The 13,182-nt window shown below is 44.2% G+C and carries 13 protein-coding genes; 2 read left to right on the top strand and 11 right to left on the bottom strand.

Annotation, left to right across the window (positions count from 1 at the left end):
- Positions 1-5: 5 nt before the first annotated feature.
- From V5M37_RS02220 to V5M37_RS02200, 5 genes are all read right to left on the bottom strand, one after another.
- Positions 6-677 (bottom strand): response regulator transcription factor, encoded by a 672-nt coding sequence (locus tag V5M37_RS02220; RefSeq protein ID WP_423800560.1) that lies wholly within the window; start codon positions 675-677, stop codon positions 6-8.
- A gap of 86 nt (positions 678-763) precedes the next feature.
- Positions 764-1,930: an ABC transporter permease gene (locus V5M37_RS02215; RefSeq protein WP_423800559.1), complete on the bottom strand. Its 1,167-nt coding sequence runs from the start codon at positions 1,928-1,930 to the stop codon at positions 764-766.
- On the bottom strand, positions 1,908-2,618 hold the full coding sequence (locus V5M37_RS02210; protein WP_423800558.1) for an ABC transporter ATP-binding protein: 711 nt from the start codon (positions 2,616-2,618) through the stop codon (positions 1,908-1,910). The genes V5M37_RS02215 and V5M37_RS02210 overlap by 23 nt, the downstream gene beginning before the upstream one ends.
- 58 nt (positions 2,619-2,676) lie before the next feature.
- Positions 2,677-3,645, bottom strand: a complete 969-nt coding sequence (locus V5M37_RS02205; RefSeq protein ID WP_423800557.1) for an efflux RND transporter periplasmic adaptor subunit — start codon at positions 3,643-3,645, stop codon at positions 2,677-2,679.
- A gap of 217 nt (positions 3,646-3,862) precedes the next feature.
- Complete coding sequence (locus tag V5M37_RS02200) at positions 3,863-4,639, bottom strand: YhfC family intramembrane metalloprotease (protein WP_423800556.1); 777 nt, start codon at positions 4,637-4,639, stop codon at positions 3,863-3,865.
- 249 nt (positions 4,640-4,888) lie between these two features.
- Here V5M37_RS02200 and V5M37_RS02195 point away from each other — a divergent pair, with 249 nt between their 5' ends.
- Positions 4,889-6,067, top strand: a complete 1,179-nt coding sequence (locus tag V5M37_RS02195) for an SLC45 family MFS transporter (protein ID WP_423800555.1) — start codon at positions 4,889-4,891, stop codon at positions 6,065-6,067.
- Positions 6,068-6,216: 149 nt separating this feature from the next.
- Entirely contained in the window at positions 6,217-7,188 is a 972-nt protein-coding gene (locus tag V5M37_RS02190) for an NAD(P)H-dependent flavin oxidoreductase (protein WP_378588144.1), read from the top strand.
- 63 nt (positions 7,189-7,251) lie between these two features.
- Here V5M37_RS02190 and V5M37_RS02185 read toward each other — a convergent pair whose 3' ends face one another.
- The 6 genes from V5M37_RS02185 to V5M37_RS02160 form a co-directional block, all read right to left on the bottom strand.
- A complete protein-coding gene (locus V5M37_RS02185; RefSeq protein WP_423800554.1) occupies positions 7,252-7,986 on the bottom strand; it encodes a sulfite exporter TauE/SafE family protein in 735 nt (244 codons plus the stop codon).
- Between the two features lie 206 nt (positions 7,987-8,192).
- Positions 8,193-8,714, bottom strand: coding sequence for an RNA polymerase sigma factor (locus V5M37_RS02180; protein ID WP_423800553.1), 522 nt, complete (start codon positions 8,712-8,714; stop codon positions 8,193-8,195).
- A 13-nt stretch (positions 8,715-8,727) separates the two neighbouring features.
- Complete coding sequence (locus V5M37_RS02175; RefSeq protein WP_423800552.1) at positions 8,728-10,710, bottom strand: DUF6449 domain-containing protein; 1,983 nt, start codon at positions 10,708-10,710, stop codon at positions 8,728-8,730.
- A complete protein-coding gene (locus V5M37_RS02170; protein WP_423800551.1) occupies positions 10,685-11,584 on the bottom strand; it encodes an ABC transporter ATP-binding protein in 900 nt (299 codons plus the stop codon). The genes V5M37_RS02175 and V5M37_RS02170 overlap by 26 nt, the downstream gene beginning before the upstream one ends.
- A 5-nt stretch (positions 11,585-11,589) precedes the next feature.
- Positions 11,590-11,967: a GntR family transcriptional regulator gene (locus V5M37_RS02165; RefSeq protein ID WP_423800550.1), complete on the bottom strand. Its 378-nt coding sequence runs from the start codon at positions 11,965-11,967 to the stop codon at positions 11,590-11,592.
- 221 nt (positions 11,968-12,188) lie between these two features.
- A complete protein-coding gene (locus V5M37_RS02160; protein WP_423800549.1) occupies positions 12,189-13,181 on the bottom strand; it encodes a LacI family DNA-binding transcriptional regulator in 993 nt (330 codons plus the stop codon).
- Position 13,182: the final 1 nt, after the last annotated feature.

The raw sequence follows: 13,182 nt of genomic DNA, 5'->3' as shown, positions 1-13,182 counted from the left end.
TGCCCCTATTCCTCGTTCAGCATATAGCCGACACCGCGAATAGTCTTAATATCGGAGTGGTAGCCGCATGGTTCCAACTTTTTCCGAAGATGATGCATAAATACCTCGACTATCGCGATGGTGGTGTCGGAATCAAACCCCCAGACACGGTCATAGATTTGTTCTTTTGTTAAAATCGCTCCCTTGTTCTGGATCAGAAATTCAAGCAGCTCGTATTGCTTGGCCGTGAGCTTAATGGGTTTGCCGTCCACCACAATATCCCGTTCCCGGCCCAGTAATTCAATTCCCCGGTATTGAATGGTTTGGTTGGTCGTTAAGCTCCCGCTCCGTCTTAATAGCGCACGGATCCGTGCCTTTAATTCCGCTGCTTGGAACGGCTTCACTAAATAATCGTCCCCGCCGCTGTCTAGTCCTTTTACGCGGTCCTCCAAGGAGTCCCGTGCCGTTAGAAAAAGAACCGGAATTTTCAGGCCTTCCCTGCGAATGGTTTGAAGGACTTCAAAACCGTCAATCTCCGGAATCATCACATCCAATACAATTGCATCATGAATGTTTTGCATCGCTAAAAACAAGGCATCTTCTCCGTTGGCTGCCTGGTCCACTTCAAATTCATCGGATAATAGCTGAACAATGGATTCCAGCAAGGAGAGATTATCCTCTACCACTAATAAACGCATAAATGAACGCTCCCAAAATATTTATTAAAATTATTATATAGGAAACAAAGCGGCCGCAAAAGAAAGGCCGCTTAAATCCAAACCTTTTATTCGTACCTCAGGGCTTGAATAGGGTTTAGTTTTGACGCTTTATTGGCCGGGAACACTCCGAAGATGACACCAACCATCAGCGAGAAGAGGAACGAACCAATCATCACCGAAGAGGTGAATGACACTGTTAAACTAAACAGCGATGACAGCAGCTTTCCTAATCCCACGCCGGCAAGGATCCCAATCAATCCCCCGACGCCGCTTAATACAACCGCCTCAATCAGGAATTGCAGCAGCACATCTCGCCGTTTGGCGCCAATCGCCTTGCGGATCCCGATTTCCTTCGTCCGTTCTGAAACCGAGACGAGCATGATATTCATGATTCCAATCCCGCCGACAAGCAGAGAAATTCCAGCAATTCCGCCCAACATCATCGTCATCGTATTCGTTACGGAGCTCATCGTATCCATCAAATCCTTTTGGTTAGTGACGCTGTACGAATCGCTCTTGTTTGGATACATGCCAGCAAGCGCCAGTTTCACTTCATTCATGACCGCATCCATTTGGTCCTCGCTTTTTCCTTGCAAGTAGACCTGGTTAATGGTTGTGCTTTTCACTAAGCGCTGACCAGTGCTAAGCGGAACGATAATGGTGTTATCGCCGCCCTGTCCCATTGAACTTCCTTTTGATGCGAGCACCCCGACAACTTTAAATGAAGTTCCTTCTATCTGAATGTATTGCCCGACTGGGTTTTCCGCTCCAAAAAAGGTGGAAGCTGCTTCCGAGCCGATCACAGCAATTTTTTGCCGATATTCAATATCAAGGTCGGTGATAAAACGTCCTTGCTTAACCTTTGTGTCGCGCACATCCGAATAAGCGGCGTTAGTCCCCGTCACGGATACCTGCGAAGCGGTTTTATCCTTTTTCACATTGACACGGCCCGAAACAACAGGAGAAATGGCTTTGACACCATTCAATTTACTAAGTTCACTGATTTTATCCTCCGTTAAAGCTAAATCCGTTCCAAACGTATTGATGGTTAACAGGTTTGTACCAAGCTGATTAATCCTGCTGGTAACGTTCTGGGCCGAACCTTGGGCAATCGACACAAGCACAATCACCGAGGATACCCCGATAATCATCCCCAGCATGGTGAGGGCCGATCTGAGCTTATTGCTTTGGATACTGCGGAGTGCCATTTTAATAGATTGCCATATTCCCAATCAGCTCACCCCCATTTTCCAAAAGCTGTCCATCTTGGATGCTGACCATTCTCCCTGCCTGCTTCGCTATGGCCAAATCGTGTGTAATCAAAATGATGGTATGGCCTAATTCGTTAAGTTCTTTCATTAAGCTAAGAATTTCCTTACTTGTCTTGCTGTCAAGGGCACCAGTTGGCTCATCGGCAAGAAGGATGGAAGGATTTCCGGCCAATGCTCTGGCAATGGCAACCCGCTGTTGCTGACCGCCGGATAGCTGGGTAGGCAGGTGCCCGGCCCGCTCCTTCAAACCAACCTTGCTTAGGCTTTCCATTGCTCTTGCTTTCCGTTCCTTTGCCGGAACACCTGCATACAACAATGGCAGTTCGACATTTTCAAGAGCTGTTAATTTTGTTAACAGGTTAAAGTTTTGAAAAATAAAGCCAATTTTTTGATTGCGGATCACCGCCAACTGGTTATCATTCATCTTGCCAATGTCCTTGCCATCCAACAAGTACTTTCCGGACTGGGGACGGTCAAGACAGCCAATCATGTTCATCAAGGTTGACTTCCCCGAACCTGACGGGCCAATGATCGCTAGAAATTCCCCTTTTTCAATTTCGATAGATACATTGTTTAAGGCATGAACTGTTTCGCCGCCAAGCTTATAGGTTTTCATTAGGTTGCTGATTTGAATGATTGGTTGAACCATTACTGACTACTCCCTTCTGAGGCCGTAAAATGACGGAACGGAACCATTTGCTCGCTCATTAGTTCCCGCTCCTTTCTCCGCCGGACCGCCATTGTCCACCACCGTTGTTGCTGCGATTAAAACCGCCCATGCCGCCCATGCCTGCTCCAAATCCGCCTTGCATCATTCCGCGGGTATTGGTGGTAGACGAGCTGTCTGTCGCCAATTGAGGCAACTGAAGGATATCCCCTTCTGAAACACCTTCTGTGATTTCTACATAATCTTCATTTGCTAAACCTGTTTTTACCGTTTTTTGTTCTGATTGACCGTTAGAGCTGTTTGAAGCAACGATGACATATTTCTCTCCATTTGCTGTATGGACGGCATCAAGAGGAACATAGAGGGCATCCTCTTTACTTGCAGTCAGGATACTTGCCTCTGTGCTCATGCCGACTTTCAGGTTATCGATTTGATCAAAATGGATGGTGACATCGAATGTGGACACCCCATTGGATGATGTCCCTTCATTAGCCACCGCCGATACTTTTCCTGTGAAAGTTTGATCAGGCAGCGCATTTACCTTTATGTTTACCGCTTGTCCTACTTGAATCTTGGTTATATCCAGCTCATCGACCTGTACGACGGTTTGTAAGTCTTTATAGTTCGTTAAGTGGGCAACAACCTGTCCTTGTGTAACCCGATCACCTGCTGCAATGGAAAAAGAAGTGATTATACCATCTGCAGGTGCCGTGACAGGGTCGCTTCCATCTGTATAGGTGATTAATTCTTCACCTGCTTTTACTTCATCACCGGGAGACCACAATACTTCATCGATTATTTTATTGTTTTCGTTTGACTTAATATCAGTACTTGTCACCGGCTGGACCGTACCTGATCCGCTGATTTTCACTTCTAATTTTCCTTTTTGGACGGTGGCGGTCCGGACTTGTGCCGATGCCGTTTGTGTGGCGTTTTTAGAGTTATACCACTGATATCCGACATACCCCACAATCAGCACACTAATTGCAATAAGGATCCATTTTTTCATCTTTGCTTACTCCTTTTCATATCCGGTAGAGCCCAGCCGGAAACATATTTTTGGATAAGCCTATTATCAAATCCCTTCCTTAACTTTTCCTTAAATAAAAACTCGCCGATTGGCGAGTCCGATAGGACGGTTCATGAGGCGTAGTTAAATTATGCTTTTCTATTAGCAAAAAAAGACCTGAGCCGCTCTGGGTCCAGGTTGCTAATTTTCTATTATTCTATTTTCCGGCCTCAAGAAACATTGTTTTGGCTCTTTTGATAAACAAAAAGGAGAAAATCGCGACGACTGCAAGGTATCCTTCGATAATCCACAGGTTCGTAAATTGGCCGACTTGGGCAAATACGATTGGGAAGTCAATCCCAGCATGGATGAGAATAGCCAAAATCACATAGGAGAATTTCTTTTTTGCAATGCCCAATAAAACCAGTAAACTTAATGCCATTTGTAGGAAAACTGCAAAGAGACGCTCTAGAGCAGCCAAGTAATAAAAACTTGCCCCCTGATTTAGGACCGCTTCTTTAATGGTTGCCAACTGGTCGCTTGGCAGTTGAGCCATTGAGCTTTCAAACGTTCCGTCATTGAGCATAAAGGAAAAAACCAAAGCCTGACCGCAAACCATCAGCATAAGGAGAATTGCCTCAATGCCTCCCCAGCCAATTCCAAACGAAATACCGCCTTTATAGTCATGGAATTTTTTCAAAAGCCATGTAAATAATATGAATCTACCTAATTCTTCAAAAAGCCCTGCCGCCAAGGCGCCGTATGTTCCCCATGCCAAAGGATGGTCGGCGTAATTTGGGAAGCTTGTGATTACGACCACATGCAAAATCTTCTCAAGCACTTGAGTGAACACAATAAAACCAACTGCCCCTAAAATTATAGGCCTTGCAGACACCCCAGTTCTCTTTTTATAGAACAAAATCAATCCAATAAATAAAACAAACGAAAAGATAATTGGAACAAACATCGCAATAATCTTTGCTGTACTTACCATTTCAATCTCCCCTTTAAACCCTCTGTTTTTATTATTATCATTCTCAATAATGATAATAATGTCTTTTCTAATATCTGTCAATTGCTTTTTGGAAAATTTCTTTTATCGGGCTCTTCCCTATCGAGCTATGAAAAAATCAGGCAAAAGAATGAAGGTGCGGCATATGATAATAACATTCCTATTAATAGGTTTATGAGGCATGCTTTCGATATAGGACAAAAGAATCAGCTGCCGAGGGGAGGTTTTCTCTTGCGAAAAACATGGCTGTTAGGGTTCGGATTTTTCAGCATTAGTATCGGCTGGTCTTTGTATAATGGCTTTGTCCCGTTCTTTCTGAACGATTATCTGGAAAGCACGGCTTTAATTGGCTTTCTCATGACGATTGATAATTATTTCGCCCTTTTTATACAGCCCTATGTAGGCAGCCTCAGTGACCGGACCGAGACACGCTTCGGAAGGCGCATGCCCTACCTGCTGATCGGCATTCCACTCGCAGCCCTCTTTATCGCGCTAATTCCTTTCCATCATAATCTTTTCACGTTAATCCTTTTCATGGTTGGTATGAACTTATCAATGGCCATTTTCCGCTCACCCACCATTGCCCTGATGCCCGACATTACACCAGAATATCAGCGTACCAAGGCGAACGGGATCATTAATTTCATGGGCGGCCTAGGGGCCATCTTGGCCTTCAGTGTGGGGGCATTTTTGTTTAATGTTCATGAATCCTTGCCATTTCTGTTGGTGGGGATGGTATTAATCGTTACGTTATGGGTTCTGTTTAAAAATATTAACGAAAACCGCGATTCTTTACCGGTTACCATGTCGACTGCTTCTAAGATAGATTACAAAGGCGAACTGAACTCACCCACGATTTTTTTACTGGCGGCCATTTTCTTTTGGTTTGTGGCGATCCAAGGGATGGAGGCGTTATTTACCTTGTATGGGGTGAAAGAACTTGGCTTGTCGAGAAGTGATTCCGCCTTCTCGTTAGCGTTCTTTTCATTAAGCTTTGTCCTATCCTCGATTCCAAGCGGGTTTTTTGGCGCTAAATATGGGGAGAAAAAGGTGATCTTAATTGGAGTCATCGGGTTGTTCTTTGTCTTTCTCTTCTTAAATTGGGTGGACTCCGTGTTAGTCTTGAGGTTCTTTCTCGTCGCCGGGGGAATGTTTTGGGCCTGCATCAATATAAATGCTTATCCTTATGTGGTTTCAACGGGGAGTGAACACAGAAACGGGACCCGAACCGGCTTATATTATTTGGTTTCCTCCCTTGCTGCCATCGTATCCCCGCCAGTTTTAGGTCTGCTGATTGACCGCTTTGGGTTTAGGATGTTATTCTTTGCAGCTGCTGTAAGTATGCTGTTTGCGTTGGCCTGCATACTTAAAGTTAAGAATCTGGAGTCGGTCTCTCATTCAGTTCATTAAGATTCCTGGTTGGATTGTCCGTAAATTTGAACATTCTGTGACAAACCATAAAAATATTATCAACCATTAGTACCAGGTGTTAATTAACTCACTGCATTATGGAAACCCTATTGCTACAATGAGAAGGTGTAAATTCCTTCAAAATTAAAATGAAATGGGGTTTTTTCTTGAATTTTCCTCAATTGAAAATAGGTCATATGATGCCCAAATTTCCAATCATGCAAGGCGGTATGGGAGTAGGTATTTCTTTAAGTAAGCTGGCATCAGCAGTTGCAAACGCAGGGGGCATTGGAATTATCTCAGGAACAGGGATTACGGTCGAGGAAATGAGATTGCATATTAGAAAAGCGAGGGAAAGTATAACGGGCACTGGTTATATTGGTGTTAATGTTCTATTTGCCATGAATGACTTTGCGGAAAAAATGAAAGCAGCCATTGAAGAAAAGGTTGATTTCATCATATCAGGAGCAGGAATTTCAAGGGATATGTATGCCTGGGGTAAAGAAGCGGGCATTCCCGTCATTTCGATTGTTTCTACAGCAAGGCTTGCGAAGATGTCTGAACGCCTTGGGGCTTCCGCTGTTGTGGTTGAAGGCTTTGAAGCCGGCGGGCACCTTGGTACCGACAGGCCTTTATTCGATATCCTGCCAGAAGTAATAGATGCAGTGAAGATTCCCGTCATTGCTGCCGGCGGCATTTTGACAGGTGAGGACCTCGCTCGCGCCTTAAAGATGGGAGCATCAGGAGTCCAAATGGGCACTAGGTTCGTAGCCAGCGAAGAGTGTGATGCACCGTTATCATTTAAGGAAAAATATGTTCATGCCCGTCAGGAAGATACGATTTTGCTCAAAACCACAGTTGGCCTCCAGGGACGTATGATTAAAAACCATTTTACCGAACTCATTTCAGATGAGAAAAAAGTGAAAATAAAGCATTGCATTGATTGCCTGAAGAATTGTTCTTATCGTTTTTGCACACTGGATTCGTTGATTACATCCATGAATGGAGATAGTGAGAACGGCCTTGTTTTCGCGGGTGCAAGAGTCCATGAAATCAAAGAAATCCTGCCGGTCAAAACCATTATTAGCAACATTATGAGAGAATACGAAGCTTGTGTTTGAGTGCATGGGGACGGTTCTTCTGCCTCATTTTAAAAAATGAGGCAAGAGAACCGTCCCCATGTTTCATATAACTTTATCTACGAATATTTGGAAGATCAGGCCGATTGTCACTACTCGTAAGATGGGTTTCACATATTTTGGTTTTAGTTTTTCGGCAATGCGTACGCCGATTTGCGCTCCAGAAAGGGAACCAAGCAGCAGCGCAATCGTCATCGGCCAAATGATTTTTCCAGTTGAGATATAGGAAATGGCAGCGCCAAAGCAGCTGGAAAAAGTCGCGATCCGCACCAAAGCCACAGCGCGAAGGTAGGCAATATTCAAATAGCCGAACAAATAAAGCATCAGCGTTCCTTGTCCCGGGCCAAACAGGCCGTCATACAATCCGATTCCAAACAAGCCTGGCACACTGACCTTGTTCATCTTTAACGGTTCCGTGCCGGCGAAATTCCCTTTCCCCTTAAAGGAAGCGGAAAAACCGAAAATAAGCAAAATAATAGCGATGATGTACATATTTTTCCCCGATATATGGGATGCGATGAAGCCGCCGGTGACCCCGCCGCCGAGGCTGACAGGAATAATCCAGATGGCTTCCTTTAGGGAAATTTCCCTTTTTCTATAAAGATGGTAAAAGCTCGAAAAAGAACTAACCGTGTTGGATACTTTGTTCGCACCAATAGCCGAGTGGATTGGCAGCCCTAATATCAGCATGGCAGGGAGGCTGATGAGTCCGCCCCCGCCCGCAAGCGTCCCAAGCGTTGTAGCACAGATTCCAATCATGTAAAGCAAGATATATTCCATCCTTGACACCCCCTTGTCACTTCACTACCAGTATATTCCTGTCCCCTCGATAAATAAATTTCGCAGTTATTATGAAAAAGAATAAGAATTACTTATTGGGAAACTTTCAAATCGGTTTAGTGGAAACAAAAAAGAGTGTCCGCCCCACGCGGACACCTGTCCACGCGTGGGGCCTGACACCCTACCAACGAAACTCTCCCCATACCTTACCCAGCCGCCAAAATCTGCCGCAGCTGTTTCCTAGCCCGGTACAGCCGGGTTTTGACAGTGGCGGATTTGAGGTTGAGGCGGCTAGCGATTTCGGTTTCTTTTAGTCCGTACTGCATTTTGAGTATCAGCACCTCCTGGAATTCCTTGGAGAGGTTCTCTATTGAGCCGCCAATCTCCTCTTGGAAAAGCCGGATGACGGCCGCCTCCTCTGTACTAGAACCGCTACCCGCTACCGCTCCGAGACCGTGCAATGGTTCCAGCTTGGTGTAGTCCATCGGCGTCCATTGTCGTCTTTTCTCTGACCTAAGGAAGTCAATCGCGGTTCTCGCGGTAATGGCCGAGAGCCATGCTCCTAATTTGCCATTGTCCTCGACCGTGTCCAATTTTCGGTACGCCTTTAAAAAGGATTCTTGGACGATATCCTCTGCCAAAAACTCGTCTCTCGTATACTGATAAGCAATATAATATAGCCGTTTTGCGTGTTTAGAATATACCTCATTAAAATTAACTGCGTTCATTTCTCGCTCCCGCTTATTTAAAATGATTTTTAATAAACTCAGGCACATGCTCCTCATCAAAATAAGTGACTTCATTAAAATGACCATCATTAAAATACACAATAGCCGCATATTCACTACGAGGATTTGTCCCGGCCTTCTCAAGTACTTGTTCAATTTGGCCTTTATCGGTAATTTTCAAGGTGTTCCCACTGTGTTCTATCGCTGATTCGATATCTGTCGAAAATTTCCCGCTGTCCTCAATGGAAGAGAAATCACCCTTTGCCACCAGGACATGTGAAATATCTTCTGCGGTTACCTTTGCCTGATCGAGCACTTCCTTTTCCTTCAACCAACTCTCAAATTTCCGATAAGTCGGCTTAAATTCAAACATGACAGACTGTTCATTCCCCAAATTGAGTTCAATGGTTGATCCAAGGCCCGAATAATAAATACTATCATTATAGGATTCTGCCAGCACATCTTCCCTTAATAGCGACAACGCCTGCCTTACATCCTCCGGCTTTGACAGGGTCACAAACTTGTTCACCGGCCCATTGGCCCTGATTTGCAGATAACTCACTTTCTTTTCATCCACCATAAAAATCTCTTTTGAAGTCATTTTATATTCCTTCGATTCGTAAATCGGCTTATATAAATCCTCGTAAAGACGCGTCATGACACGGTACTGGCGAATGACCTTTTTCCCGTTTTTCAATTCATACATGATAAAGAATTCTCTATCGGATTTATTCTTTTCCTGCTCATTGATTTTTTTATTGGCCAAGATTTGTTTATGCATCTTCAGGACGGCGGCGATATTCTCCGTTTCCTTCATTGGTTTAGGGTCAAAGACATCCCCGTAAAAACCATCATGGCTCAGGTAAAAATTCGGATTATCCGTCAGCAGGACATTCTTAATGTCACTTTGTTCCGGGATTCTATTTTCATAAAATCCAAGCGCCTGAACCCCTACTACAAGAAACGCAATAACAGCTAGATAAACGACAAGACCCTTGATGCGAGTGAAAACCCGCCATGTCTTACGCAGCACCATCTCCGCCGCAAAGTAGCCGATAGCTGCTCCGATTCCATAACCAAACAGGGTCCAGCCAAGATTTTTAAAGGAAACATCGTTAAAATACGACCCGCCCAGAAGCATGAAGCAAAAGGCAGTCCCATATTTAAAGACGGAACGCAATTTCGGAAAGGCAATCGCTTCAGAGGCAAGTTCCAGATTTCTTTTTTTATAAAAAAACAGGGACAGCCCGTACAGGACAATTGTCAGGACAATATACAGCACAGCATCCTTCCATTGAAAAGCTCGGCTTTCAAGAACAGCCGTAAAGGTGATCGGTGATAATTTTTCCAACTGGCGGTTTAGGAAAAAATCGCCCGGGAATCCGTAGAGCAAGATTTTCAAATTATAGGACAGCAATACGGTAATCCCGATTGGGAAAAACAGAAAAACATACGCCAGTACGGCTTGAACTACCGAGATTCCCGTCAAAATTCCAACAAATACGCTTGCTATATACAGGAGCAGCGTAATAACGATGATTGTGCCTGACCAGTAGAGTAAATCATGGATCGTGAACAAGCTGCCGAGGTCATAGGTGAAATGCATGATGTAAACAATTCCTGTCACGATGGCTACCGGGAGGATGAGCAGCACCATTCCTGTCAGAGCATAATGGTGAAAAATTCGCTCCCTCTTTAACGGAAGACTATGCATGAGGTCCGCTGCTTGTTTGACATGCAGGAACCGAAACAAAAAGACAGCCAAAATGACAGGGGCAATCGCAATCAGGAAAACCTGAATCTCGTAGTCATATTGAAAAAGGTTGTTACGAGACTGATAGTATAAAAAATTATCAGAATCTGAATATAGAATTAATAGAATACGAATCGGGAGCACAAACAGCAGACCAAGCAGGTAAATGACGGAAATCCAGCCTGTACTGCGTCCCATTTGCAGCATCAGTTCTTTATTAAACAACGACATTTTTGATGGCATAGCCGATATCCCCCATTTCGTAAATAAAGATTTCTTCAAGTGTTAGTGGGAGCAGGTCAAAAATGACGGGATGGGTCTCAATAATTTGTTTTGCTATTGCTGCCTCCTCACCCCTGACGATAAGCAAATGGACACTTCCCCGTTTTTCCGCGTGAAGCGGCTTTAGTTTATCGAGCAGTCTATCCGGCAAGCCATTCTTATATGCAACTTGGACTTTGTGGACATTGGACTTTAGGTCATCCAGTTCTTTTTCGATTAAAAGTGACCCTTTGTGAAGGATGCCGATATGGTCGCAAATGTCCTCAATTTCCCGAAGGTTGTGGGACGAAACGAGAATCGTCATTTCCCTCTCTGCCACATCTTGAATCAGCAGATTCTTCACCTTTTTGCGAACAACCGGATCAAGGCCATCCATTGGTTCATCGAGGATGAGAATGTCCGGTTTTGCCGCCAGAGCCATGATAAAGGCAATCTGACGCTGCCAGCCTTTGGAAAAGGATTGAATTTTCTTATTTACATCCACCTCAAACGCTTGGGCTAGATTCTTGAAGCGTTCCTCATCCCAGCTTGGATAGCAGCTTCTGTAAAAGCGGGCCATTTGCTTGGTGGTGTATTGTGGGAAAACGTATGGATGGTCTGGTATGTAAAATATTTTTTCTTTGAGGTAGATATTTTCAAAAACGGGCTGCCCGTCAATCGTGACTTCCCCTTGCTCCTGCCGGTAAATACCCGCGAGGAGCTTGATGATGGTGGTCTTACCTGCCCCGTTTGAACCTATTAATCCATATATCGAACCTTTTTGAATGGTTAGGTTGACGTTTTCGACCGCGACGTGTCGATCAAATTTTTTAATTACGTTTTTCATTTCAATCATTACTTTTAGCCTCCCCCTTTTGAAGCATCAAGGTCTTGGATGAGAGAAATCAGTTCCTGCGCCGGAATCCCGAGGTACAAAGCCTCTAAGATTAATTTTTCCAGTTCCTTCTTCATTTCCGTGATTTTCTCCTTGTCTATAGCTTTTTGGTTTGGATTGACAAAGCTTCCTTTCCCTTTAAGGGAATAAATAAACCCCTGCGTCTCAAGCTCTCGATAAGCCTTTTGAATCGTATTCGGGTTAATGGAAAGCTCCGTTGCAAGCTGCCGGACAGATGGAAGCTGTTCATCAGGCTTGAGCAGCTCATTCATAATCAGTTCCTTCATCTTGTCCACCAGCTGTTCATATATTGGCTTACGGCTCCTCATATCCAGCTCAAACATAACTGGGTGCCCCCAATCTGTATTAACTGTACTATCATACATAGTACACTATGATTATATTCCATCCCTTTCCAAAAGGGAAGCCCTAATTTGGTATTTGCAGGAAAAAGGTGACAGGCACCGCACGTGGGTATTGTTCACCTAAGGCTGACAAAATGCAAAAAGCTGGATGCCCCTGTTTTGGGTCATCCAGCTTTTGTACTTGTTTTTTTGTTCTTTAATTAGAAGCTGCTGTTTCTTATGATTAGTTTGGTTGGGAAGGTTATTTTTTTGGCGATGGTTCGGCCTTCGTTTCTTTCGAGGAGGGTGTCGACCGCCGTTTCTCCCATTTGTTCGGTATAGACTTTTACTGTGCTTAAGGCTGGAAAAACATATTTGGAAACGCTAATATCGTTTATTCCGATGATGTTTACCCTTTCAGGTACGGAAATCCCCGCTTCTAGCAAAGCCTTAAGTGCTCCAATGGCAATCGGGTCATTACCGGCGAAAAAAGCCGTCGGCAGGCGGTCACCGTGATCCTCAATCGCCTGCTTCATTAGAGTGCAGCCTTGGTCCACCGAAAATCCTCCGATGTACATGAATTTCTCATCCAAAAGCCCTTTTCCTGTCAAATACCGCTTAAAGGCCAGTTCCCGCGAATCCTCGATGACAGTGGCTTGGTCTTTATAAGCTTCTCTTCCCCCAATATAGCCAATTTCCTTATGCCCTTTCTCCAACAGATAATCCAGAATTTTCATAGTGGCTCTTTCCATATCAACTACAACGGAATCATATTGATCCTCATCGGGAGAATAATCGACAAACACGATGTTTTCCGTTACAGAAGCCAGCTCGCTGATCTGCCTGCTGCTAAATTTACCGATGGCAATCAGTCCGTGGATATCTTCTCCCTTCAATTCCTCAAAGCTATCCTGAAAGTATTTAATGACCTGAATCCCATGGTACCGGCAGCGATTTTCCACTCCAAGACGAATGGACATGTAATACAAATCCTCTAGCTCTTCTTTTTCTGTATACCATTGAAAAAGAGCAATCTTTCCTATTTCGGGTTTCCGAACAACCGCTTTTTTCTTATAATCCAGCTCCCCTGCCACTTCAAAAATTCTCTTTTTTGTTTCATCGCTAACTGAAAGAGTCGTATCATAATTCAGCACTCTTGATACAGTGGCTATTGATACTCCCGCTTTTTTTGCAATATCCTTAATAGTTGCCATA

It is taken from the genome of Neobacillus sp. SAB-20_R2A (genome assembly GCF_049568635.1).
Classification (GTDB): Bacteria; Bacillota; Bacilli; order Bacillales; family Cytobacillaceae; genus Neobacillus; species Neobacillus citreus.
This window is presented reverse-complemented; position numbering and strand designations above follow the sequence as displayed.